At 53.2% G+C, this 24,853-nt stretch carries 23 protein-coding genes and 1 other annotated feature; of the genes, 12 read left to right on the top strand and 11 right to left on the bottom strand.

Annotation, left to right across the window (positions count from 1 at the left end; translation table 11 throughout):
* Positions 1-6: 6 nt before the first annotated feature.
* Positions 7-1,437 (bottom strand): MocR-like transcription factor YczR, encoded by a 1,431-nt coding sequence (gene yczR / locus HYQ67_RS05230; RefSeq protein WP_202302077.1) that lies wholly within the window; start codon positions 1,435-1,437, stop codon positions 7-9.
* An 89-nt stretch (positions 1,438-1,526) separates the two neighbouring features.
* On the opposite strand from yczR, the gene yczE reads away from it, so the two are divergent.
* From yczE to HYQ67_RS05215, 3 genes are all read left to right on the top strand, one after another.
* On the top strand, positions 1,527-2,141 hold the full coding sequence (yczE, locus tag HYQ67_RS05225; protein ID WP_202302415.1) for a membrane protein YczE: 615 nt from the start codon (positions 1,527-1,529) through the stop codon (positions 2,139-2,141).
* Positions 2,142-2,227: 86 nt separating this feature from the next.
* Positions 2,228-3,052: a GNAT family N-acetyltransferase gene (locus HYQ67_RS05220; RefSeq protein ID WP_237391101.1), complete on the top strand. Its 825-nt coding sequence runs from the start codon at positions 2,228-2,230 to the stop codon at positions 3,050-3,052.
* 95 nt (positions 3,053-3,147) lie between these two features.
* Positions 3,148-3,501, top strand: coding sequence for a DUF1428 domain-containing protein (locus HYQ67_RS05215; protein ID WP_202302075.1), 354 nt, complete (start codon positions 3,148-3,150; stop codon positions 3,499-3,501).
* A 133-nt stretch (positions 3,502-3,634) separates the two neighbouring features.
* On the opposite strand, the gene HYQ67_RS05210 is transcribed toward HYQ67_RS05215, so the two are convergent.
* A complete protein-coding gene (locus HYQ67_RS05210; protein ID WP_202302073.1) occupies positions 3,635-5,203 on the bottom strand; it encodes an EAL domain-containing protein in 1,569 nt (522 codons plus the stop codon).
* 132 nt (positions 5,204-5,335) lie between these two features.
* Here HYQ67_RS05210 and HYQ67_RS05205 point away from each other — a divergent pair, with 132 nt between their 5' ends.
* The gene (locus HYQ67_RS05205; RefSeq protein WP_202302071.1) at positions 5,336-6,058 is read left to right on the top strand and encodes a GntR family transcriptional regulator; all 723 of its coding nucleotides are present in this window, start codon (positions 5,336-5,338) and stop codon (positions 6,056-6,058) included.
* Here HYQ67_RS05205 and HYQ67_RS05200 read toward each other — a convergent pair.
* The gene (locus tag HYQ67_RS05200; RefSeq protein WP_202302069.1) at positions 6,046-7,245 is read right to left on the bottom strand and encodes an enolase C-terminal domain-like protein; all 1,200 of its coding nucleotides are present in this window, start codon (positions 7,243-7,245) and stop codon (positions 6,046-6,048) included. The two genes, HYQ67_RS05205 and HYQ67_RS05200, sit on opposite strands and share 13 nt — an antisense overlap.
* Positions 7,246-7,544: 299 nt before the next feature.
* Here HYQ67_RS05200 and HYQ67_RS05195 point away from each other — a divergent pair, with 299 nt between their 5' ends.
* From HYQ67_RS05195 to ykgO, 3 genes are all read left to right on the top strand, one after another.
* Positions 7,545-8,912, top strand: coding sequence for a PTS transporter subunit EIIC (locus HYQ67_RS05195; protein WP_202302066.1), 1,368 nt, complete (start codon positions 7,545-7,547; stop codon positions 8,910-8,912).
* A 147-nt stretch (positions 8,913-9,059) separates the two neighbouring features.
* On the top strand, positions 9,060-9,317 hold the full coding sequence (locus tag HYQ67_RS05190) for a type B 50S ribosomal protein L31 (RefSeq protein WP_202302064.1): 258 nt from the start codon (positions 9,060-9,062) through the stop codon (positions 9,315-9,317).
* Positions 9,318-9,320: 3 nt separating this feature from the next.
* A complete protein-coding gene (ykgO, locus tag HYQ67_RS05185; protein ID WP_202302062.1) occupies positions 9,321-9,467 on the top strand; it encodes a type B 50S ribosomal protein L36 in 147 nt (48 codons plus the stop codon).
* A 49-nt stretch (positions 9,468-9,516) separates the two neighbouring features.
* On the opposite strand, the gene HYQ67_RS05180 is transcribed toward ykgO, so the two are convergent.
* The 6 genes from HYQ67_RS05180 to acrA form a co-directional block, all read right to left on the bottom strand.
* A complete protein-coding gene (locus HYQ67_RS05180) occupies positions 9,517-9,975 on the bottom strand; it encodes a YlaC family protein (RefSeq protein ID WP_202302061.1) in 459 nt (152 codons plus the stop codon).
* A 131-nt stretch (positions 9,976-10,106) separates the two neighbouring features.
* On the bottom strand, positions 10,107-10,658 hold the full coding sequence (gene maa, locus HYQ67_RS05175) for a maltose O-acetyltransferase (RefSeq protein WP_202302059.1): 552 nt from the start codon (positions 10,656-10,658) through the stop codon (positions 10,107-10,109).
* Between the two features lie 263 nt (positions 10,659-10,921).
* A complete protein-coding gene (locus HYQ67_RS05170; protein ID WP_202302057.1) occupies positions 10,922-11,140 on the bottom strand; it encodes an HHA domain-containing protein in 219 nt (72 codons plus the stop codon).
* A 29-nt stretch (positions 11,141-11,169) separates the two neighbouring features.
* On the bottom strand, positions 11,170-11,544 hold the full coding sequence (tomB, locus tag HYQ67_RS05165) for an Hha toxicity modulator TomB (RefSeq protein ID WP_202302055.1): 375 nt from the start codon (positions 11,542-11,544) through the stop codon (positions 11,170-11,172).
* Positions 11,545-12,243: 699 nt separating this feature from the next.
* On the bottom strand, positions 12,244-15,393 hold the full coding sequence (gene acrB / locus HYQ67_RS05160) for a multidrug efflux RND transporter permease subunit AcrB (RefSeq protein ID WP_202302053.1): 3,150 nt from the start codon (positions 15,391-15,393) through the stop codon (positions 12,244-12,246).
* Positions 15,394-15,415: 22 nt separating this feature from the next.
* The gene (gene acrA, locus HYQ67_RS05155; RefSeq protein WP_202302051.1) at positions 15,416-16,615 is read right to left on the bottom strand and encodes a multidrug efflux RND transporter periplasmic adaptor subunit AcrA; all 1,200 of its coding nucleotides are present in this window, start codon (positions 16,613-16,615) and stop codon (positions 15,416-15,418) included.
* A gap of 143 nt (positions 16,616-16,758) precedes the next feature.
* On the opposite strand from acrA, the gene acrR reads away from it, so the two are divergent.
* Positions 16,759-17,421: a multidrug efflux transporter transcriptional repressor AcrR gene (gene acrR / locus HYQ67_RS05150; RefSeq protein ID WP_202302049.1), complete on the top strand. Its 663-nt coding sequence runs from the start codon at positions 16,759-16,761 to the stop codon at positions 17,419-17,421.
* 107 nt (positions 17,422-17,528) lie between these two features.
* Positions 17,529-20,879 carry a mechanosensitive channel MscK gene (gene mscK, locus HYQ67_RS05145; RefSeq protein ID WP_202302047.1) on the top strand — a complete coding sequence of 1,117 codons (3,351 nt, stop codon included), beginning with the start codon at positions 17,529-17,531 and terminating at the stop codon, positions 20,877-20,879.
* A gap of 5 nt (positions 20,880-20,884) precedes the next feature.
* Here mscK and rsmS read toward each other — a convergent pair whose 3' ends face one another.
* Both rsmS and priC read right to left on the bottom strand, forming a co-directional pair.
* Entirely contained in the window at positions 20,885-21,040 is a 156-nt protein-coding gene (gene rsmS, locus HYQ67_RS05140) for a pleiotropic regulatory protein RsmS (RefSeq protein WP_202302045.1), read from the bottom strand.
* A gap of 39 nt (positions 21,041-21,079) precedes the next feature.
* Entirely contained in the window at positions 21,080-21,616 is a 537-nt protein-coding gene (gene priC, locus HYQ67_RS05135; RefSeq protein WP_202302043.1) for a primosomal replication protein PriC, read from the bottom strand.
* A gap of 56 nt (positions 21,617-21,672) precedes the next feature.
* On the opposite strand from priC, the gene HYQ67_RS05130 reads away from it, so the two are divergent.
* The 3 genes from HYQ67_RS05130 to dnaX all read left to right on the top strand — a co-directional run bounded on the left by HYQ67_RS05130 (position 21,673) and on the right by dnaX (position 24,827).
* Positions 21,673-22,050 carry a DUF454 family protein gene (locus HYQ67_RS05130; protein ID WP_202302041.1) on the top strand — a complete coding sequence of 126 codons (378 nt, stop codon included), beginning with the start codon at positions 21,673-21,675 and terminating at the stop codon, positions 22,048-22,050.
* A 149-nt stretch (positions 22,051-22,199) separates the two neighbouring features.
* Positions 22,200-22,751, top strand: a complete 552-nt coding sequence (apt, locus tag HYQ67_RS05125; protein WP_202302039.1) for an adenine phosphoribosyltransferase — start codon at positions 22,200-22,202, stop codon at positions 22,749-22,751.
* Between the two features lie 153 nt (positions 22,752-22,904).
* Positions 22,905-24,827, top strand: coding sequence for a DNA polymerase III subunit gamma/tau (dnaX, locus tag HYQ67_RS05120; RefSeq protein ID WP_202302038.1), 1,923 nt, complete (start codon positions 22,905-22,907; stop codon positions 24,825-24,827).
* Positions 24,160-24,224: a sequence feature (DnaX frameshifting element), on the top strand. It overlaps the preceding gene by 65 nt.
* Positions 24,828-24,853: the final 26 nt, after the last annotated feature.

Raw genomic sequence — 24,853 nt, 5'->3', positions numbered from 1 at the left:
AACAGGCTAGACCAACATACCCCTTGAGCTGTGGTTTCGCGTTTGAGCAAGATATTGCCAGCCAGGCTGTAGCCGCTCAAGCGCGTTGCGCATCTGCGCTGGCTCAAGGGTATAGGGCATCCTGAGATACCGTTCGAAGGCGCCCTCCGTGCCAAAACGTGGCCCTGCGCCAATGCGTATACCTTCGGACTCTGCGCTGACGGCGAACATTGTCGCCAGAGGTTTGGGCAACTCAATCCACAGGGAAAATCCACCCTGTGGTTTGCTCGTTATTCGCCAGTCAGGGAACAGTTCATGAATGGCCTCGCTACAGGCGCGCAGATTCTGACGCAGCATTTCCCGACGCTGAGGCAAAAAACTCTCCGCTTCTTTAAACAGATGAATTGCCGCCAGCTGTTCGAGAATGGGCGTTCCCAAATCAAGAGAGTTTCTGACCTGGATCAGCGAGGCAATGGTTCTGGTCGATGCGCGGATCCAGCCCAGGCGCAGGCCACCCCAGAAACTTTTACCCGCAGAGCCGAGCGTAATCACGCTATCCGTGTCGTCAAATGCGGCCAGAGGCGGCGGCGGCGGGGCGTCGAACCATAAATCAACCATCGTTTCATCTACGACCAAAGCGGTGCGGGATCGTGCAGCAATATCTACCACCGTTGCCCGGGTCGCGGCATCCATACAGCGTCCGGTTGGGTTATGAAAATCCGCGATCAAATAGGCCAGACGGGGAGAGGTCTGGGCAATCGTGGCGGCCAGCCCGTCCGTATCCCAACCGTGTTCCGGCAGGCTCACGGAAACCGGGCGGCAGGAGGCTCCCTTAATCGCTTCCAGTGCCATCGGGTAGGTGGGGTGATCGATAACAACGCGGTCACCCGGTCCCGTCAGCAGACGCAGGATCAGGCCTAAGCCGCTGACCGCGCCGTTCACCAGCATTATCTGATCGGCCGTGGTCGGTAACCCCCTGGCGGCATAGCCCCGGGCAATCACTTCGCGGAGTTCTGGCAAACCATGCTGGTTGTAGCCGCTGGACGTAAGATGTTCGGGTAGCGCTAACAGGGCACTGGAATAAGCCTGATGAATCTCAGGGCCAGCGGGAAGTGCTGCGGTGGAAAGATCCAGTACCGGAGCCATACCCGGTAACGGTGAAACGGAACGGCTGTTTTCGGGCAGCATGGTAACCGAGCCGGAACCCTGGCGGCTGAGCAAGTATCCTTCATCCCGCAGTTGCGCAAGCGCTGCTGCCACGGTCGTTCTGCTGATCCCAAGCGCGGAAGCCAGCTCACGCTCGCCGGGCAGCCTGCTGTCCAGCGACAGCCTGCCATCAAGAATCAACAGGCGCAGGCCATCCGCCAGCTGGCGATAAACGGGCGTGCGGGGAAGAGGCTGATGCCAGTGGCCAAGTAACTTGATTAGGGATGAGGTGCCGGTGCGTCGCTGTGTCATGTCAGTCCACTTAATGATAACTGGACCTTAATATTCAGTCCGCTTTGTCCGAAAGTATAGCCATGAAAGCGATGAGGAAGCTAAAAATGATGATGCGTCGATTAGTGCAGCTCTATGTCGGACTGGTGCTGTATGGTGTTTCAACGGCAATGTTTGTGCGCGCGGATTTAGGTGCGGATCCGTGGAATGTCTTTCACCTTGGGGTGGCGAAGATCTTCTCTTTGAATATTGGTCTGGTGATGATCCTCGTTGGCGCACTGGTGCTATTGCTGTGGATCCCACTGCGTCAGCGGCCGGGCCTTGGCACAATCAGCAACGTCATCGTTTTGGGGCTGGCCGCGGATGCGGCGCTGGCGCTGATGCCGCCGCTGGATTCCCTGTTCGTGCGCAGCATTCTGCTGCTGTCCGCAGTGGCGGTAAATGCCATTGCGACGGGAATGTATATCGGTGCAGGATTTGGCTCCGGCCCGCGCGACGGTCTGATGACCGGGATTAACGCCCGCACGGACTGGTCGGTGCGTAGCGTTCGTACGGCTATTGAGGTGACCGTACTGATTTCAGGCTGGATGATGGGCGGCACGCTGGGCGTCGGAACCGTTCTCTATGCGCTTGCAATCGGCCCCCTGATACAGCTTTGCCTGCCGTGGTTCCGCGTTCCCACGCAGAGTAAAAAATCGATGGCAGTCCCAGGCGTAGCGCCTTAAGCCGAAAAGCACAAAATCAACACCGTACCGGTTTCTCGCGCTATGGTTATCACTGCGAAAGTTAATTTCTCTCTCTTATGAGGTGCATGATGCACAGTCCGGTTATGGGTAAAGCGGCAGCGCACTGGAACAGCTACCAGCTGGCGGACATTCTGTCCCACTGCTTTGAAGGCTACCTGGTATCGTTTACGATTGATGGCGCAACCTTTGCCACGCGTTTTTCTTCAGAAGATATCAGCCTCAACGACAGCGTGGTCTGGCTGCAGGACGGCGAGCCCAGGGCGCTGGCTTTGATTACCCGTCGTGGGCAAAGCTGCCGTCTGGCCGCATTTGCTATCAGGCCGGAGCTGCGTGGGCAGGGGTATGGCAAACAGTTTATCGGGCAGCTTATCGACGCGGCACGCCTTCGTGGCGACAAGCATTTCTGGCTGGAAGTGATTGTGGGGAACGACAACGGGATCGCGCTTTACGAGCGCATGGGGTTTGTTCGCCAGCAGACGCTTGTTTGCTTTCATGCAACAGGATCGAGAGCGTTCCATCCTACGGGGGAACTGATGGAAATCGATCCCATACTGATGGCGAAGCTGATGATGTCGGATAGCTCTCTGCGGCTGCCCTGGCTAAGCGCCGCCGAATCGCTTTATAAGCTCCCAGGTAAAGCCTTCGTACTGGATGACGTGGCTTATGCGATGGTCATTCCAAATCTAAAACAGCCGAAGCTGCGCATGTTATATGTCGACCCCTCAGCGCGTGGCCAGGGAAAGGCGAAAAAACTCCTCACGCTGCTCCATGAGCGTTTTCCGGGGCTGTCCACGGCAGGCTCTGTCCCGGAACAGGTTGCGCCGCTTTATCTCAGCTGCGGCTATCAGCAGGATCCCATCACCCAGTATGAAATGCTACTCAAACTTTGAGCAGGCAGCATCCTGCCCCAACCACTACACTTAACTGGCGTAATCATCACGGGTAGAAATTATCTGCCCATTCTCCCCACCCCGTGGAGGTCACAATGCATTATGTCGATGGTTTTGTCGTGGCAGTACCCGCCGCCAATAAAGATGCGTACGTAGCGATGGCGGCTAAAGCCGCACCGCTGTTCAAGGAGTTTGGCGCGCTGCGTGTCGTTGAATGTTGGGCTGATGACGTGCCTGACGGCAAACTTACCGATTTTCGGATGGCCGTTAAGGCGGCCGATGATGAAGAAGTGGTCTTTAGCTGGATTGAATATCCTTCCAAAGAGGCGCGTGACGCGGCGAATGCGAAAATGATGTCTGACCCGCGTATGAAAGAGTTTGGTGAGTCCATGCCGTTTGATGGCAAGCGAATGATATACGGCGGTTTTATGCCGTTACTGGATGAATAAGGTGTTGTTTCGGCGGATGACGCTGGCGCTTTGTGACCCTATAGATTCGACTATGGTTCGGCAGAGCGAAGCGCCATCCCCGAAAGAGACTCTAAATCTGAATTTTCCCTTAACAGGTCAAAAGGCATTGCGTTTACGCCTCGTCGGGAACGGAGTGATTACGCTCTACCCAGCCAATAAACGCGTCTTTCGGCAGTGCTTTGCTGTAGAGCCAGCCCTGGCCGAACTGCACGCCCTGGTCGCGTAGCCATGCGGCCTGTCCTGCAGTCTCAATCCCTTCAGCCACCATCGCAATATTGAGCATCTTCGCCATCTCAATGATGTATGGGGTGACTTTTTTATACTCCAGCGCATCGACGAAAGATTTGTCTATCTTCAGCACGTCAACATCCAGATTTTGCAGGTAGCTAAGGCTGGAGTAACCAGTCCCAAAATCGTCAATATAGATAGGGTGCCCGGCCCGGCGGAATTGCTCGATAACAGGGGCTGTGAGCTTGGGGTCAGAGAAGCTTCGCTCGGTAATCTCAAAGGCAATTTGCTCTGGCTTGACGAAATATTTGGTCAGGTAGGGACGGATAACGCTCAGTATGTGGTCGCTGAGTAAATCACAAGTCGCGAGGTTCAGTGAAATATGATGACCCGGATGGCTGTGCAGCCAGCTTCCCATCTCGGTGAATAACTTTTCAATGACCTGTTCGGTGAGAACGGTAATCAGCCCGTTCTCTTCGGCTAGCGGAATAAACACATCCGGGCTTAGCCAGCTGCCGTCCGGCTGCTTCCAGCGCAGCAGAATCTCTGCCCCGACGCATTCACCGTTTTGCAAATCGACAATGGGCTGATACTTCACGGTGAACTCATTGTTATTGATGGCATCGGTAAGACGCGCTCGGGGAGATTGTAGGCGGCGAAGCACGCGGGTGATATACATTCCAGCCCCAAGGCTGAAGCCCATACCAATAGGGAGCCAGATCAGTAGCTGCTTATACCAGCTGTGTCTCAGGGGAGAGAGTGGGGCCCAGGCGATCATTGCCAGACCAAGGTTATTCTCACGGCGGATAACGTAAGCTGAATTCTGGAATTCATAACTACTCAGCCCCCGCTTTGCCTCAAGTTTCCAGGCGATGGCTTTGATCGGGACGCTACTGGCAATCACCTGATTTTTCCCCAGACTCACCATCGCGATATTCATTTGTTGGCCGCTGTAGGGGATCACATCAATAAACGAAAGGGGATCAATGACCGCAATATGCGGAGGCTTGCCGATGTAGATCATCGTACGTTTGAAGCCCAAATCGGTCGTGTTGGTGTACCAGGCGCTGAAACCTCCTCTGCCAACCTTATCCGGCTCACCAATATGCTGAGCGTCGCTGTGTTCCTGAAATGACGAGCAATGAATTTGCCCGCTCGTTTCGAACAATATTTCCTGGATATAGCGATAATTTAATGCAACGCGGCGCATAGCCTGAACGTGGGGGAGGGTACAGGTTTTATCGGTGCTCCGGTTTATCTCATCAACGGCGTCAGTAGATTGGTCGATCACCCTGCTGGTTCGTACCAGTGCCCGTTCGGCGAAATCATCAAGCTCATCATGAAAAACCTGGTTAGCCTTATGATGGGCGAGGAAAATACTCAGCAGAATAGGGATCAACACTGCCAGAATCAGCACGCTGTTGACCAGACCGACCAGTTTACTATTTGCCATTGTTTCAGAGTCCGGGGAAGGGCTTAGTTTTTATAATGGTTTTCAATGTCAGGCTAATTCTAGCCCAGCCCCGATGTGGATGATATGTTTCATCGCAAATGAACTACGCGTTAAGTGCTATTTGAGAAGACCATGAAGAAAAGTGAGTTTGTTACCCAGGATTTGCTCAGTAAAATTTATCAGCGCAGCGATAAAGAAATCAACAAATTACCGCCAGAAAGGCAACTTGCAGAGATTTATGGTGTTTCTCGTTTCACTATCCGCCAGGCGCTGGACAGGCTGGTGAGCATTGGTGTGGTCGATATAATTCAGGGCTCGGGGATCTGGATTAATCAACAGGCACGTAATAATCCCCTGGTTTATAATTCCATAACGGAAAAGCGATTTGACCAGATTGCTTTTCGGATGGTGAATCTGCATAAGAAATTACCCGACAGGGAAGAGCAGCAGGTATTTGGCGTGGGGGCGAACGAGTTTATTTGGCAGTTTTGTCGGCTGCGGCTGGTGGATAATCAAAAGGTCCAAATCGAAATATCCCGCCTGCCGGTGAAGGATTTTCCCGATCTTAATCAGCAGGTTATCGAACAATCTCTTCAACAGTATGTGCTCAGTAAGGGTTACTTAATTTCGCATCAGCTGACCAGCTATCAGGCAATCAGTATCAATAAAGAGCAGGCAGCACTGCTGGAGTGTAAAAAAAACATCCCGGCGATGCGCATTATCAACCGGGGGATCCTTGCTGGTGGGCGCGTATTTGAGATCAGTGAAATTGTCGATATCAACTATTCCTGCACCTATATCACGCCCTTTAATCATGACAACCTGGTGTTTCGCAGGGGTAATCAGGGCGTGTGAATCGTCCCGTCAGGCAGGCGGCTTTGCGTCCATTCATGAGGCCGATATTCTAGCGGGAAACGCTCGGCTTCCTGCGGATTAAACCCCACGCCAATACCAGGTTTATCAATAGGGTACATATAGCCTTGTTCCGCTTCCGGGCTGCCCGGGAAGACGGCCTGGGTATTCGGCTTATTGGGAATAAACTCCTGAATTGCCGAGTTATGCAGGTGAATATTCAAATGGGTGTTGACCGCGACGGCGATTGGCGTCATATCCGGTGGACCGTGCCAGGCAAGGCGCACGCCAAAGGCCTGACAAAGTACCGCCAGCTTTAAGGCCGGGGTGATGCCGCCAATTTGTGAAATATGGCAGCGAATGAAGTCGATACGGCGATTAACAATCAGATCGTGCCATTCCGCCGGGTTGTTAAACAACTCCCCCATGGCCAGCGGCACGCAGGACTGCGCACGAAGCTGCTCAAGCCAGGCGCTTTGCTGCGGCGGGAGAATGTCTTCAATGAACCAGGGTTGATAAGGCTCGAGCTGTTTCGCCAGGGAGATAGCCTGCTGGGGAAACAGCCTCTCATGGACGTCATGCAGGATGTGGAACTGGTTACCGTACTTCTCCCGTAGCCCTTTAAACATGGCGACGGTATTTGCCATGTACTCGTCCTGATCGTAGTAGGCGCCCGGCGTTGGATTTTTAGTCGCATGCAGTTCTTGCGGGGTGCCGCCATAGAACCCGAGCTGACAGCGAATATAGCGGTATCCCTCCGCCAGCAGCGTATCGACCTGCTGATACAGTGCCTCCAGCGTTTCACCGGCAGCGTGGCTGTAAACCGCAATGGCATCTTTCGATTTTCCACCCAGCAGCTGGTACAGCGGCATCTCCGCCAGCTGGCCTTTGATATCCCACAGCGCCATGTCCACACCGGCAATGGCATTGTTCATCACCGGGCCGTTGCGCCAGTAAGCGTTGACCGTCATCATCTGCCATAAATCTTCGATGTGGTTAGCATCCCGACCGATCAGCAAGGGCTTCAGATACTCATCGACCATCGTTTTTACCGCCACGGGGCGCTGCTGGAAGGTGGCGCAGCCGTGACCCGTCACGCCTTTATTGGTTGTGACGCGCACGGTGACAAGATTATGTCGGTCAGGTTTGGTAATAAAACATTCGATATTTTCGATTAGCGTAGGCAACACGAGATAACTCCACGGGCCACCATGATGTGGCCGGTTACTTATCGTAAACAGGGTTCTGTTAATTACTATCGCCCTATTAATATGCTCGGGTAAACCGCTTTTTTAATTAAATTTTATTGGTCAGGAATTTCTTTTAAAGTCTCGTAAAAACCAGACCAATTTCATGATCGTTGGCTTAGTAAGGCATGCCTGGTGGCTAAATGTGACGAGGTTCAAATTTCATTGGTTTGTTTTGTAGATTGCTTTTCTCTACCATCTAACCCCACAACACATAACAATAAGACAATCCGGAGTCATTCATGGGAACCGTAGAGGCCATCAATAATATTATCCGCCTGGTGGGGGGCGCCGATAATATTAATAAAGTCTGGCACTGTATGACGCGCCTGCGCTTCGACGTCATCGATGAAAGCAAAATCGACCAGCCTGAAATTAAAAAGCTGCCGGGAATATTAGGCGCGCAGATCCAGAGCGATCAGTTCCAGATAATCATCGGCCCGAAGGTGAACAGCTGGTATGAGCAACTCACCGCCGTACTGGGGACGTTTGAACAGCCTGCGACCAGCGAGCGAAAGCCTGAGCGTAAGAGCCTGGTTTCGCTGTTTATGGATACGGTTTCAGGCGTGTTTGGGCCGATTGTGCCCGCCATTGCCGGTGCCGGCATGATCAAGGGGCTGCTGGCGGGCCTGGTGGCGCTGAAGTTCATTTCGGCTAAAAGCGATACGGTGATCGTCATCGATCTGATTGCCAGCGGCGTATTTTATTTTCTGCCTTTCTTCCTGGCGATTTCTGCGGCGCGAATGTTCAAAACTAACGAATATCTGGCCGCAGCGGTTGCCGCCTGCTTTATGTACCCGTCTTTGATTGAGGCGGCAAAATCACTGGCCGGACACGCGCCGGATGCCGTCGATGCCTTCTATTTTCTGAACGTGATCCCCGTTTCGGTCTTTAATTATGCCTCGAGCGTGATCCCGGTGATCTTCTCGGTACTGGCGCTTAGCTATATTCATCGCTGGGTGGACAGCTTTATGCCGGATGTACTGAAAACGGTGTTCACGCCTACGCTCACACTCTTTCTGGCAGCACTGGTTGCGCTGGTCGTCATCGGCCCGGCGGGGATCTGGCTGGGTAAAGGCCTGGCGTGGTTTATTGAAGGGCTGTTCGGCGTGTCGGCAAGCTTTGCCGGGCTGGTGGTTGGGGCCATTCGACCCATCGCCATTCTGACGGGAATGCACCATGCGATGACGCCTATTGCGCTGCAAAACTTCACCGATCGCGGCTACGACATGCTGATGCCGATGATGTTTATGGCCAACATGGCGATTGCCGGGGCGACGTTCGCCATCTGGCGGCAGACGGCTTCACGGCAGGAGCGCTCAGTGGTGCTGTCGGCGGGGATCTCCGCGCTGCTGGGTATTACGGAACCCGCGCTGTTTGGCGTGCTGACTCGTTATAAAAAGGCGTTTATCGCTGCGACCGTCGCCAGCTCGGTGGCCTCCGCTTTTATCGCCTTCTTTGGCGTGCGGCTGTACGGCTACATTCTGTCGAGCATTTTCAGCCTGCCTGCTTATATTGGCCCGTACTTTATCTTTGCACTGATGGGCGTGGCGCTGGCACTGATCCTCTCATTCGTGCTGACCACGCTGCTGGTAAGCAAAAACGTATAGTGGCTGTGTGTCAGTTAATCGCTAATCATTTCTGACACATAGCTAACCCCACCGCGTTTTTTCTCCGTTTCATTTTTCAACACGCTTGCTTTTTTAACTCTCGTCACTTACTTTATTGTTATGTTATAACATATCGGAGTTAAGCCAATGAGACGCGATATTCATCCTTTCTACCGCACCGTTGTGTTCCACGACACCACTGTCAACGAATACTTTAAAGTGGGCTCAACCATTAAGACCGATCGGGAAATTAAACTCGACGGGCAGACTTTTCCATACGTCACGCTGGATGTCTCTTCCGCCTCACATCCGCATTATACGGGCAGGCAGAGAAGTCTGGATAAAGAGGGCAGCCCGGCGCGCTTCCAGCAGCGCTTTGGCCGTTTCTTTGGTGGGGAGGTTTAAGGTATGAAGGTTGTAAACTCTCTTCGTAGCGCAAAACAGCGCTACCCGGATTGTCAGATTGTGAAGCGTAAAGGCAGGCTTTATGTGATTTGCAAGAGCCATCCGCGGTTTAAGGCGGTACAGGGCGGGAAGAAACGGAAGCCGTCTTGAGATGCCTGGGGCCAGGCCCCAGGCTTTCACTGCCATCGTGCTGAGGACTTCAGGCCCGGGCCAGGGAGAAGATATCGTAAAAGGACAATTCGCCTTTGCGGGTCAGCATGGTGTGCAGCAGTGACTTCTGTTGATCTTCGACTTGCGGAGATTGCAGGATCTTATCGATCAGCGCGAGAGGCACGTTACGCGTGTTATACCATTCACCGTTGTAGCAAACCCGCAGGTCCAGCACGTCGATATCGCTGTAATGGTAGCGCGGGTTTACGTCGAAAAAGAAAAAGCCGTTCAGCAAGATGAAGAGCACGTTTAGCAGCCAGACCGACCCGGCGAGGGTCTCTGACTGCATCATGACGATAAGCGTAGCGAACCAGCCAATCCACATGCCGAAGAACAGTCCCGGATGTTTACGAATAAAGCTGATGCTAAAGCGTGGGCGGTTGTCGCGTTTCTCCACGACGTTGAGCTGTTCAATCGTCTCGTTTAGCAGGCGCTGGATTTCGGTCATGGGGTGCCTTCTGATTGCGGTTAAGTCATCGCTGTCACCAATGTGACAACTCTATTTTAAGAAGCCGCCCGTTCGCAAAAAAGTAACAGATTCAGCAAAATTAACCATAACAGTTAAGCGACCTGATTTTCTCAGACCGTCTTGATGACCCGCGCCGGGTTGCCGGCCACAACGCTATTTGCCGGGACGTTCTTAGTCACCACCGCGCCGGACCCCACCACTACGTTATCGCCAATCGTTACGCCTGGGTTAATCACCGCGCGTCCGCCAATCCATACGTTGTGACCAATCATGACTGGTTTACCCAGCTCAACGCCGCTGTTACGCGTTTCGGCATCCAGAGGATGGGTGGCTGTATAGATATGCACACCGGGCGCGAACATGCAGTTGTCACCGATATGCACCGGGCAGACATCCAGGATCACGCAGTCGAAATTAGCGTAGAAGTTATGACCCAGAAAAATGTTGTAGCCGTAATCACAGCGGAAGGACGGCTCGATATACGCCTCGTTGCTGCTGCCAAGCAGTTCAGCCAGCAACGCTTTACGCACCGCGGTTTCATCCGGTTGGGTATGGTTGTAGCGATGGATAAGGTGGCGGGCGTTCAATCTGTCGGCTTTGAGCTGCTCATCTGCAGGAGAGTAAAATTCCCCGGCTATCATCTTACGCTTTTCATCACTCATGGCTGTTGTGTCCCAATGGAGGCTAAAACCTCTACGGTAAACGAAAATGAATCATCATGGTTGGGAACGTTCCCTTTTTGTGTAGACAATCACAAGTTTCGCGTACCCACGGCCCGAGGGCGCATCAGCATAGCGATCTGGCCACAGAAAGGGGAGTAGACCATGTTAATGGGGTGAATACCGGAGTGTGGAATACTCAACATAAACATGGCTAGCGTATTACCGGCCGGTGCACTAAAAATGAACAGTTCTTCGATGAGGGATTAGCGGATAAATTTCCATACTGTCGGGGGTATCTTATCGTAGAGTTTATTCATGGTGAGTTCAGCAAGGCGATGGTCAGCTGCTGAATAAAAGACCGCCAGTTCATTGTCTGATAATTCGTATTTATTTTTTTCAATCACTCTTTCTAACGTATCAATTGTTTGGCAACGTCGCAGACGCATCAAATAATCAGTTTTGGTTAAGGGTTTCGTTGTCATACATTCACCTTAAGTATTTGTAATAATTTTTAAAAAGAGAGGCTCACGGGGTTAGCGCGGCTCTCGCTGACGAAACAGCGGAACAAGCGATTACCAGACTTACGCCATTTTTGCAGTTCCTGCGCGTTGATGCCGTAGTTGCTAAAGAGCATGAAGGTGTCATCGAGGTATTCGTCAATTTGCTCAATCAATTTACTATCATCGTCATACTTAATCTTGTAATTAAGTGCGAAGGCAGCAATGTGCTCAATCAATTCATTTAACTGTAGGTTAATGGCCGATGTCGGATCGTTAACCCAACCGTGATTACTCTCTCCCAGGTTGGCAAGGCAGTCATGATACAGGTTTTCGCACAAGAATTTAAGCTGTGCGATATCATGCCGTTTTGGTGAGTATTCGTCCATAATTCAGCCCCTTTTTATCGATAAAAATTTGATAAACACAACGCACTGGGGTGGACACACCTTGGTGAGGTGGGAGCAATTACAACGAGTATTCCATATGTCTTTACTATAAATCAATCTGCGCAAGATTTCCCTGGGCTATTACTAAAAATTACAATTCAAACATTAATTCATGAGATCTTGAGATTTTCTTCAGTATCACGGGGATGACATTCTCACATTAAGCCCTGGCCGTAATGTTAATAGGCATGACTGGTGTGGCTATCAGAGAACGGGCCTATTGACCCTGTAAATGTTAAATGCATGACGAATTAATACCATGTTAAGAATACTCTTAATATATAAGTATGGTTTCAAACGGAAGTTTTCGCTTTGAAAATTATAAACGTCTGATGAAGTTTTTTCTGCCATTTACCAAATAACTAACGTTTTGAAATGGTTGCTAAGAAGAAGACGCAGGGGGAGATATAACTTATGACTTGTAAGGTTAAAGGTAAGAAAAAAGGCCGCATAAGCGGCCCCAGACTGACGACAAACCTAAAGCAAATGAGTGTCGCAAAGATCTCACCGAATAAATAACAAGGAAAATCAATTCATTGATTTTCGCCTGCTAATCAAAAAGAAGGAAAAACCACGCTTTTTCCTTCTTTTTCAGCAATCTAAGGCCGCATAAGCGGCCCTTTTTAATAACACTCTGGATCAGTGATGGTGCTCGACTGAATGCGAATGTTCAACATCTTCGGTCTTGCGACTGAAGCGGCGGCGAACCACCACAAAGAACACTGGCACAAAGAAGATAGCGAGGATAGTCGCGGTAATCATACCGCCCATTACCCCGGTACCTACGGCATTCTGCGCACCACTACCTGCACCGGAACTGATAACCAGCGGCATTACCCCAAGGATAAACGCCAGAGAGGTCATCAGAATCGGACGCAAACGCATACGTACCGCTTCAAGCGTTGCTTCGATCAGGCCTTTCCCTTCTTTCTCCATCAGGTCTTTGGCGAATTCCACGATAAGTATCGCGTTCTTCGCCGATAGCCCAATGGTTGTCAGCAGGCCTACCTGGAAGTAAACGTCGTTGGTCAATCCGCGGAAGGTAGCGGCTAACAGCGCACCGAATACCCCAAGTGGAACAACCAGCATAACGGAGAACGGAATTGACCAGCTCTCATACAGTGCGGCCAGACACAGGAAGACGACGATCAACGAGACGGCATACAGAGCAGGGGCCTGGTTACCTGACAGACGTTCCTGGTAGGACATCCCCGTCCAGTCATAGCCAATCCCGGTAGGCAATTTGCCTGCCAGCTCTTCCATCAGGTTCATTGCTTCACCGGTACTCTTACCTGGAGCCGCCTGACCAAGGATTTCCATGGATGGCAGTCCGTTGTAACGTTCCAGACGAGGTGAGCCGTATTCCCAGTGCGCGGTAGCAAAGGCAGAGAAGGGAACCATTTGTCCAGCTGAGCCACGAACGTACCAGTTGTTAACGTCGCTTGGCAGCATACGGAATGGTGCATCGGCCATCAGGTAAACTTTCTTCACACGACCGCGGTCGATGAAGTCGTTGACATAAGAGCCACCCCACGCAGCGCCCAGCGTCGTATTAATGTCGCTGATAGAGACACCCAGCGCCTGCGCTTTCTCCTGGTCGATATCCACTTTAAACTGCGGCGTATCTTCCAGACCGTTAGGACGCACGCCGACTAACATATCCGGATGCTGGGCAATTTCGCCAAACAGCTGGTTACGTGCCTGAGTGAGTTTTTCGTGTCCAAGGTTCGCCTGGTCGATGAGCTGGAAGTCGAAGCCGGTAGCCGTCCCTAATTCAACGATAGCGGGCAGGTTGAACGCCAGCACAATACCATCTTTGATTTTCGAGAACGCCGCACTGGCTCGGGCAGCAATAGCCGGAACCTTGTTCTCTTCACCCGGACGCTCATCCCAGTCTTTCAGAGAAACGAACGCCAGACCGGTGTTCTGGCCCTGGCCCGCAAAACCGAAGCCGTTAACGGTAAACACTGAGTTAACGTTTTCTTTCTCATTCTTGAGATAGTAGTCGGTCACGTCGTCGAGTACTTTCTGCGTACGTTCCTGGGTCGCACCAGCGGGTAGCTGAGCCATGGTCAGGAATACGCCCTGGTCTTCATCAGGTAGGAAGGAGCTTGGCAGGCGAACGAACAGCAGGGCCATGCCGACGACAATCAGAAGGTAAAGCAACAGATAGCGACCCGTGCTGCGCAAAATGTTACCGACGCTGTCGGTATAGTGATGCGTGCTCTTGTCGAACATGTTGTTAAACCAGCCGAAGAAGCCTTTCTTCTCGTGGTGTTCACCTTTGGCGATCGGTTTAAGCATGGTGGCACACAGCGCTGGTGTCAGAATCATTGCCACCAGAACGGAGAGCACCATTGCCGAAACGATGGTAATGGAGAACTGACGATAGATAGCCCCCGTTGAACCGCCGAAGAACGCCATCGGGATAAACACCGCCGACAGCACCATGGCGATACCGACCAGGGCGCCCTGAATCTGCTCCATCGATTTACGCGTTGCTTCTTTTGGTGGCAATCCTTCTTCCACCATCACTCGCTCAACGTTCTCGACCACCACGATGGCGTCATCTACCAACAGGCCTATCGCTAGCACCATGCCGAACATCGTCAGGGTGTTTATTGAATAGCCAAAGATGGCAAGGATGGCGAAAGTCCCCAGCAGTACCACCGGTACGGCAATTGTTGGAATCAGCGTGGCCCGGAAGTTCTGCAGGAACAGATACATAACGATGAAGACCAGCAAGATTGCTTCAATGAGGGTTTTCACAACCTCTTTGATGGAGATTTTTACGAACGGCGTTGTGTCGTACGGGTAAACAACCTCAAGACCAGCCGGGAAGAACGGTTTGAGTTTTTCAACGGTGGCGCGCACCGCATTGGCGGTATCCAGGGCGTTAGCACCGGTTGCCAGTTTAATACCCAGACCAGACGCAGGCTTGCCGTTAAAGCGAGCGACAACGTCATAGTTCTCACCACCCAGTTCAACCCTGGCCACGTCTTTCAGCAGTACGCGTGAGCCGTCCTGGTTCACTTTCAGCAGTATTTTGCTGAATTCGTCTGCAGATTTCAGACGGGTTTGCGCAATGATAGAGGCGTTAAGCTGCTGGCCTTTCACCGGTGGCGTACCACCTAACTGACCTGCTGCAACCTGGGCGTTCTGCGCTTTGATTGCGGCGATAACATCCACCGGCGTGAGCTGATAGTTATTCAGTTTGTTCGGATCCATCCAGATACGCATCGCGTACTGTGCACCAAACAGCTGAACGTCACCAACGCCACGGGTACGGCTGATGGGATCTTTGATGGTGGCGCCTACGTAATCCGAGATATCTTCCTGAGTCATGGAACCATCGGTATTGATCATACCAAGAACCATCAGGAAGCTACTGGAGGACTTCTCAACGCTAACACCTTGTTGCTGGACTTCCTGCGGTAGCAGCGGCATCGCCAGCTGCAGTTTGTTCTGCACCTGAACCTGCGCGATGTCAGCATCCGTACCAGAGTCAAAGGTAATGGTTATGGTGACAGAACCAGAAGAGTCACTGGAAGAAGCCATGTACAGCAGGTTATCGATACCGTTCATGTTCTGTTCGATAACCTGTGTCACGGTATCCTGTACCGTCTTAGCATCTGCACCTGGGTAGTGTGCGCTGATCGAAATTGCCGGTGGCGCGATGGTTGGATATTGCGCGATAGGCAACTTCATGATCGCAAGCCCGCCCGCCAACATAATAATGATGGCGATTACCCAGGCAAATATTGGGCGATCGATAAAAAACTTAGCCATGTCTTAACGGCTCCTGTTTAAGTTAAGACTTCGTTTGTTCGGACTGTGCGCCTGCGGCTGGTTGCTGTTGAGCGTTATTATCAGCTGCGACTTCCTGCATTTTCACCTGAACACCGGGTTTAACTTTCTGCAAACCGGTTACGATAACGCGATCGCCATCATGCAAACCATCTGTTACCAACCACTTGTCACCGATGGCCTGAGTGGCCGTCAACTGACGCATTTCAACTTTGTTATCTTTACCGACAACCATCGCTGAGGCTTCACCACGCGGGGTACGCGTTACGCCTTGCTGAGGAACCAGCAGCGCGTCCGGGTTAGTCCCTTCGTCCAGTTTTGCTCGTACGAACATACCTGGCAGCAGAGTTTTATCCGGGTTCGGGAAGATGGCACGCAGGGTGATAGAACCGGTGGTCTGGTCAACCGTCACGTCGGAGAATTCCAGAGAACCTTCCTGCGTGTAGGCCGTACCATCACTGGTCACTAGCTGTACCTTCGCTTTGCCGTTTTCCTGTTTCAGCTTACCGGCAGCGAGTTCTTGCTTAAGGCGCAGGAAATCGTTGCTGGACTGCGTCACGTCGACGTAAATCGGATCGAGCTGTTGCACGGTAGACAGCGCGGTCGCTTGCCCGTTGGTGACCAAAGCGCCTTCGGTAACGGCAGATTTACCAATCCGGCCGCTGATAGGAGAGGTCACTTTGGTGTAAGCCAGGTTGATACGCGCGTTTTCAACGGCAGCTTTTGCAGCGACTACGGCAGCATTGGCCTGTTGCGAATCGGCCAGTGCAGTGTCGTAGTCTTGTTGACTGATGTATTTAGTGCCCAGAAGTTTCTGGTAACGATTGAGCGTAAGCTTAGCGATATTGGCGCTGGCCTGTGCTTTTGCCAGGTCGCCTTTAGCGCTGTCGTACGCTGCCTGATAGGTCGCAGGATCAATTTGATAAAGCGAGACACCCGCCTTGATTTCACTTCCTTCTTCAAAGTTACGCTTCAGGATAATGCCGCTGACCTGCGGGCGAACTTCTGCAATACGGTAGGCGCTGGTACGGCCTGGTAGTTCGGTCGTGATCTGTAAAGGCGCGCTCTTAAGAGTCACCACACCCACTTCGGGAGCTTGTGGGGCACTCTGCTGGGCCTCATTATCATTACATCCTGTAAGCGCTAAGCTGCCTGAAAGCATCAGAACGGCCGCCAGAGGCGTAAACCCTCTGTTTTTGTTCATAAGTAAACCTCGAGTGTCCGATTTCAAAGTTGTTCAATGGATCAAGTGTCCACAAACCCATTGCTGCGTTTATATTATCGTCGTGCTATGGTACATACATTCACAAATGTATGTAAATCTGACTCCAGTAAATTCCGCGACATATGGCACGAAAAACCAAACAACAGGCACTGGAAACCCGCCAACACATCCTTGATGTAGCTATCCGCTTGTTCTCGCAACAGGGCGTTTCTGCTACGTCACTTGCGGACATTGCCAAAGCGGCTGGGGTGACCCGTGGAGCTATCTATTGGCATTTCAAAAATAAGTCAGATTTATTTAATGAAATCTGGGCGCTAACTGAGTCCAGTATTGGGGATCTTGAAACTGAGTATCAGGCAAAATTTCCTGACGATCCACTCTCCGTTGTGCGGGAGTTGTTAATTTACATATTACAGTCAACGGTGACGGAAGAAAGACGTCGTCTGATGACCGAGATTGTCTTCCATAAATGCGAGTTTGTTGGCGAGATGGCCGTGTTACAACAGGCCCGGCGCGTCCTTTACATGGAAGGAAATGAACGTATCGAAGTCAGTCTGCAACGCTGCATCGATGCGGGGGCGCTGCCTGTCGATCTCCGTCTCTCGCATGCCGTTGTCCTGCTACGTAGCTACATTACCGGATTAATCGAAAACTGGCTTGTTGCCCCGGATAGCTTTGATCTGCATGGTCAGGCCCGCGATTATATCGTTATTTTGCTGGAAATGTTTCAGATGTCGCCAACGCTACGAAAAAAATCCCTGCCGGTCACGAATAATTCAGATTGAACCCAGGTAGTAGCCCCAAAGGTTCGCTATTCGGGTCAGGTAAGTCGTGATATTCTCCCTGCTCCTGTTGATGGCTTGTTTCGACGATCTCTCCGAACATCTTACTCATGACTAAGCAGCAAACTCTCTTACCGCGCATTTTCGTCGCTCTGGTACTGCTTTTCGGTACGCTCTTTCCCGTTTACTCCGCTCAGGCACAAATTAATGGCGATCTTCCCACGCGCGTTGACGTGCAAAGCCAGCTGGATGCCCTTAACAAGCAGAAAGACCTGACGCCTGATGAAAAGCTACAGCAAAGAGACCTGACGGAAACGCTCGAGACGCTCGATAAAATCACGCGTATCAAACAGGAAACTGCGGCGTTAAAAGCTCAGGTAGCCCAGGCACCGGAGAAACTGCGCCAGGCGACGGACGCCCTGAACGCCATCGGTACCGACAGCGACGATACACAAACGCGGGCCACGCTTGCCTCGCTCTCTTTGCGCCAGATGGAAGCTCGTGTCTCCGGTGTGCTGGATGATTTACAGGCCGCGCAAAATGACCTCTCCACTTTCAATAGCCAGCTGGTGTCGCTGCAAACGCAGCCCGAGCGCGTACAAAATGCGATGTACACCGCTTCCCAGCAGCTGCAACAAATCAGGAATCGGCTGAACGGCACAAGCCCCGGGGAAGCGGCGCTAAGGCCAACCCAGCAAAACCTGCTGCTGGTACAGCAATCTTTGCTTAATGCACAGCTGGAACAGCAGAGAAAAAGCCTTGAAGGGAATACCACCTTGCAGGATACGCTGCAAAAGCAGCGTGACTACACCACTGCGCACATCAACCAGCTTGAGCACGCTCTGCAACTGTTGCAGGAGGCGGTGAACAGCAAGCGTTTGACGCTCACCGAAAAAACGGCGCAGGAGGCGGTCACGCCGGACGAAGCGACCAGCATCCAGAACAACCCGCTGGTGCGTCAGGAGCTGGAAATCAACCATCAGCTCAGCCAGCGCTTAATCACCGCAACCGAGAACGGCAACAATCTGGTGCAGCGCAATATTCGCGTCAAGAACTGGCTGGACCGCGCCCTGCAATCCGAGCGGAATATCAACGAACAAATCTCGGTTCTGAAGGGCAGCCTGCTTCTGTCGCGTATCCTCTATCAGCAGCAGCAGACTCTGCCATCCGCGGACGAACTCGAAGATATGACCAACCGCATCGCCGATCTGCGCCTTGAGCAGTTTGACGTGAACCAGCAGCGGGATGCGCTATTCCAGAGCGATGTTTTCGTTGACAAAATCGAAGAGGGGCACAAAGCGGAAGTGAACGACGATGTTCACGATGCGCTGTTGCAGGTCGTGGACATGCGCCGCGAACTGCTGGACCAGCTCAATAAACAGCTCGGCAATCAGCTGATGATGGCTATCAACCTGCAAATTTATCAGCAGCAGCTGGTCAGCGTCAGCTCATCGTTACAGGCCAAACTGACCCAGCAGATCTTTTGGGTAAACAGCAACAAGCCGATGAACTGGGAGTGGGTTAAAGCCTTCCCGGGTGCGCTTCACGCTCAAATCAAAGGCATCAAAATTGATTTCAGCTGGAAAAAGGTGCTCGACGCGCTTTTCGTCTCCCTGTTTACCGCACTGCCGCTCTTGCTCATTGCAGGACTGATCCGCTGGCGTTTCAGGTGGATTGATAAAAAACTGGAGAAGCTTGCCGCAGACGTAGGTCAACTTCGTAGCGACAGCCAGCTCAACACGCCGAAAGCGATGTTGTTCAGCCTGCTAAAGGTGCTGCCCGCAACCCTTGCCATTCTGGCCGTGGGCCTGGTGTTGCTGTTTATGCAGACCAGCGTCAGCGATCTGTTGTGGAGCTTTGCCAAAGAGCTGGCGCTGTTCTGGCTGGTCTTTGGGTTGACCTGGCGCGTACTCTCTCCAAAAGGCGTGGGCGTCACGCATTTCAATATGCCAGAACAGCTGACGCGTCATTATCGTCGGCAGATTGTTCGCGTCAGCCTCGCATTGCTGCCGCTACTGTACTGGTCGGTTGTGGGTGAGCACTCACCGCTGCACCTGATGGATGACGTACTCGGTCAGTTCATTATCTTCCTCAACCTGCTGCTGATTACCGCTCTGGTTATCCCCATGTGGCGTGACAACTGGCGTAACAGAGAGTCCCATACGCTGCGGCTGGTCACCATGACCGTGCTCTCTATTGTCCCTGTTGCTCTGCTGGTGCTAACGGTGACAGGGTACTTCTACACCACACTGCGGCTGGCGAACCGATGGATTGATACTGTTTATCTGGTCATTATCTGGAATTTACTGCATCAGACGATCATTCGTGGTCTGAGCGTCGCGGCGCGCCGTATTGCATACCGACGTGCAGTCGCTCGCCGACAGCATTTGGTAAAAGAAGGGGCAGAAGGGGCCGAGCCGGTTGAAGAGCCGCCGCTGGCGCTGGATCAAATCAACCAGCAAACCATGCGCCTGACCATGCTGCTGATGTTCGCGCTGTTTGGCGTGGTGTTCTACGCCATCTGGTCTGATTTAATTACCGTTTTTGCCTATCTCGACAGCATTGTCCTGTGGCATTACAACGGCACCGAAGCCGGAGCCGCGGTAGTTAAAAACGTCACGATGGGCAGCCTGCTGTTTGCTTTAGTGGCCTTTATGGTGGCCTGGGCGCTGATCCGTAACTTACCAGGCCTGCTTGAAGTCCTGGTTCTGTCGCGGCTTAAAATGCGCCAGGGGGCGTCCTACACCATCACCACGATCATGAATTACACCATCATCGTGATTGGGGCGATGACGGTCTTTGGCTCGCTGGGCGTCTCATGGGACAAGCTTCAGTGGCTGGCCGCAGCGCTGTCGGTTGGCCTTGGGTTTGGTTTGCAGGAGATCTTCGGAAACTTCGTTTCCGGCCTGATCATCCTCTTCGAACGTCCGGTGCGCATCGGCGATACGGTGACCATCGGCACCTTCTCCGGTAGCGTCAGTAAAATTCGTATTCGTGCGACGACGATTACCGATTTTGACCGCAAAGAAGTGATCATCCCGAACAAAGCTTTCGTCACGGAAAGGCTGATCAACTGGTCGCTCAGCGATACGATCACCCGCGTGGTGATCCGCCTGGGCGTCGCTTACGGCTCCGATCTGGATAAGGTCAAAGAGATCCTGCTCAAAGCGGCTCACGATCATCCGAAAGTCATGCACGACCCGGAGCCATCGGTATTCTTCACGACCTTTGGCGCAAGCACGCTGGACCACGAGCTGCGCCTGTACGTGCGTGAACTCCGCGACCGCAGCTACACGGTGGATGAACTAAACCGCACCATCGACAAGCTTTGCCGTGAAAATAATATCAACATTGCCTTCAACCAGCTGGAAGTGCATCTGCGCAATGAAAAGGGCGATGAATTTACGGAAGTGAAGCGCGACAGGCTTAAGCCAGAGGGCGGGGACATTTCCCCCGCGTAAAAGTGTCAGCGGGAAGCTTCTTCCCGCTGTTTGCGCAGAAAATCGTCGCGGACGATTTCCAGCGCGCTCAGCACAGTAGCTGGCGGGATCTCGTGCTGTTCAAGCAGCATGATCAGATCGACGGCCAGCTTGACATCATCCGGTGCGTTATCCAGGGACATTGATATCCTCCTTTGTTTCGATAGCTGTAAAAAGTCGCATCAGCCCAGGCCACGCTCGCGGCGTTCAATGGCCCGCTCTATCCGCGTGATGGCCTGTCGGCAACGCTGAAGACGTCCTTCCTGAGCGGCAATTTCGCGCTGAAGCTGCTGCTGTCCGGCAAGCGTCGTTTGCGTACCCAGCTGGCTTTCCCTGTCGCTAATCATCGACAGTAATCGACGCTCATAATCCTGGTGGGTCGACAGCTTCTCGTAAAGATTCTCTGGCGCAGCCTTTTGGGGCTCATTGGTGCGGAGTTTCCACGTCGCCAGTTCTCGCTGCAGCGCGGCGATTTGCGCGACCAGTTTTTCTGCCAGAAAGGCAACCTGCTCCGTTCGACCAGTTTTCACGCTAAGCTGTAGCTGAGCGAGGTTGGCCTGCGCTTCGGCGAGATAATCTTTCAGCTGGGTACTGTGGGTATTGAACAGCTGCCTGTCAAAGCGGGCCTGCGAGGCGCGCTGCAAGGCAAGGGGTTCGATGGCTGACGCCAGTTCCGCGACGCGTGCATCAAGGGCTTGTAAGAGCGAAGCGGTTTTCACAAAATGTCTCTCCAGTGGCGGCGCGGCGTTCGCGCCAGTTTATTCCAGGAACGGGTATGCAACGGACTATTTTAATCATCATCGGTTGGCTGGCGGTAGTCCTCGCGACGTTTGGCGTGGTGCTGCCCCTGCTGCCGACCACGCCGTTTTTACTGCTCGCGGCCTGGTGCTTTGCCCGCTCGTCACCCAGGTTTCACCACTGGCTACTTTATCGCTCCTGGTTCGGTGGTTATCTGCGCCACTGGCAACAGCACCGGGCTATGCCGCCAGGTGCAAAGCCGAGAGCGATGATTTTTATCGTGTTAACTTTTGGCGTCTCACTCTATCTGGTCAACATTCTGTGGGTGCGGCTATTCTTGCTGATGATGTTAGGCGCGCTGCTTATTTTCATGTGGCGCCTGCCGGTAGTTGACGAAAAGCAACAAAAACCCTGAACCCCGCTTGCGGGAGTTGCAAATGTACGCGTCAGCCAGTAAATTCGACCGTTTTCGAGCACGGGTGCGGCTGGTCAATTTCTGGACCGCGGTTCAAACAGAACCTGCGACGCGCTCGGTGAGTTTCATGTTTTTAGCAGGCATTAATTATGACCGCGACTGCGCAGCAGCTTGAGTATCTGAAAAATAGCATCAAAAGCATCCCTGATTATCCAAAGCCGGGGATTCTGTTCCGTGACGTTACCAGCTTGCTGGAAGATCCGAAAGCTTACGCCCTCAGCATTGAACTGCTGGTAGCGCGCTTTAAAGACACCGGCGTCACCAAAGTGGTGGGCACCGAAGCACGTGGTTTCTTGTTTGGCGCACCTGTTGCGTTAGAGCTGTGCGTGGGTTTTGTACCTGTGCGTAAACCGCGCAAGCTGCCACGTGAAACGATTGCTGAGAGCTACGAGCTGGAATACGGCACCGATCAGCTCGAAATTCACGTCGATGCAATCCAGCCGGGCGACAAAGTGCTGGTGGTGGACGATCTGCTGGCTACCGGCGGTACCATTGAAGCAACGGTTAAACTCATCCGTCGTCTGGGTGGCGAAGTGACCGACGCGGCCTTTATCATCAACCTGTTTGATATCGGCGGCGAGCAGCGTCTTGAGAACATGGGTGTGAAGAGCTACAGCCTCGTGCCTTTCCCGGGTCACTGAGTCCTGAAAAAACGGTGGATGCCGCAGCCGCTTATCCACCTTGCGGCTCGTCTTCCCGCATCATAGAGGCCTCGCCCATCGGGTGGGGCTTATGTTAGCATTACCCCCTCACATTCACCTTTCCCGCGATCAAACAAAGAAGCCAATCTGAGAATGAGCTACCAGGTCTTAGCCCGCAAATGGCGCCCACAAACTTTTGCTGATGTTGTCGGCCAGCAACACGTGCTGACCGCGCTGGCTAATGGTTTGTCGCTGGGCCGTATCCACCATGCTTATCTTTTCTCCGGAACACGCGGCGTGGGGAAAACCTCCATCGCCCGGCTGTTGGCGAAAGGACTGAACTGTGAAACCGGCATTACCGCCACCCCCTGTGGCGTGTGTGATAACTGCCGCGAAATCGAACAAGGGCGCTTTGTCGACCTGATAGAAATCGATGCTGCCTCGCGCACCAAAGTAGAAGATACCCGCGACCTGCTGGACAACGTTCAGTACGCCCCGGCGCGCGGCCGCTTCAAGGTCTATCTTATCGATGAAGTGCACATGCTCTCCCGCCACAGCTTTAACGCGCTGTTGAAAACGCTGGAAGAGCCGCCTGCGCACGTTAAATTCCTGCTGGCGACGACGGATCCGCAGAAGCTCCCGGTTACCATTCTTTCCCGCTGCCTGCAGTTCCACCTCAAAGCGCTGGACGTCGAACAAATTCGCCATCAGCTTGAGCATGTGCTCGGTGAAGAGAAAATCACCAGCGAACCGCGAGCGCTGCAGCTGCTGGCCCGCGCCGCAGACGGCAGCCTGCGAGACGCGCTAAGCCTCACCGATCAGGCGATTGCCAGCGGTGACGGGCAGGTGACCACCGCTGCGGTAAGCACCATGCTGGGCACGCTGGACGACGACCAGGCGCTGTCGCTGATAGAAGCGATGGTCAGCGCCGACGGCGAGCGCGTGATGGCGCTGCTTAACGATGCGGCCGCCCGTGGCGTGGAGTGGGAAGCCCTACTGGTTGAAATGCTCACTCTGCTACATCGAGTGGCGATGGTTCAGCTATCGCCATCTGCGCTGAGCAGCGACATGGCGGCCATCGAACAGCGCATGCGCGAACTGGCCCGCACGGTTCCGCCTGCGGAAGTCCAGCTGTATTACCAGACGCTGCTGATGGGGCGTAAAGAGCTACCGTTTGCGCCGGACCGCCGCATGGGCATCGAAATGACGCTGCTGCGTGCGCTGGCGTTCCATCCGCGTAAACCGATGCCGGAGCCGGAACAGCCCCGTACTGTAGCGAGCATACCGGTTGTTAATCCGGGGTCTCCGCCTCCGAGACAGCAGGCGGCACCGCCGCCGGTGCAAAGCGATGCCCCGCTGCCGGATGCCACCAGCCAGATACTGCAGGCGCGAACACAGCTGATGCGCCAGCAGGGAGCCCAAAAAGCAAAAAAGAATGAGCCGGCGGCGCCAAATTCAGCGCGGCCGGCAAAAAACACTGCGCTGGAGCGTCTGGCATCGGTCACCGAGCGGGTACAATCCCGCGCCACGGCTATAGTTGAAGAGAAGCCTGAAGCTAAGCCGGAAGCCTATCGCTGGAAGTCGCAAAACGTCGCTGAGGAAGTTGTTGAACCCGTAGCGACACCGAAGGCGCTCAAGCGAGCGCTGGAACATGAAAAAACGCCCGAGCTGGCGGCAAAGCTTGCTCAGGAAGCCATTGAACGCGACGCCTGGGCGGCGGAAATTAACCAGCTGGTGCTGCCAAAACTGGTGCAGCAGCTGGCGCTGAACGCCTGGAAAGAGCAGGAAGGCACAAAAGTTTGCTTGCATCTGCGCGCGAGTCAGCGTCACCTGAATTCCCCGTCCGCGCAGAAGGCGCTGACGGATGCAATGAGCGCCCACTGTGGTGAATCCGTTGAACTGACAATCATTGAAGATGATAATCAGGCACAGCGAACGCCGCTGGAATGGCGTCAGGCTATCTATGAAGAGAAGCTGGCGCAGGCAAGAGAGTCTATGAGTGCGGATAACAACATCCAGACGCTGCGTCGTTTCTTCGATGCGGATCTTGATGAGGACAGCATTCGCCCCATTTGACAGACCGGTTAACCGGTCTGTTGTAA

This window comes from Dryocola clanedunensis subsp. sulfonylureivorans (assembly GCF_016756775.1).
In the GTDB taxonomy this organism is placed as follows: Bacteria; Pseudomonadota; Gammaproteobacteria; order Enterobacterales; family Enterobacteriaceae; genus Dryocola; species Dryocola clanedunensis.
Note: the sequence above shows the minus strand (reverse complement) of the source record. Positions and strands in the feature narration are given on the sequence as shown.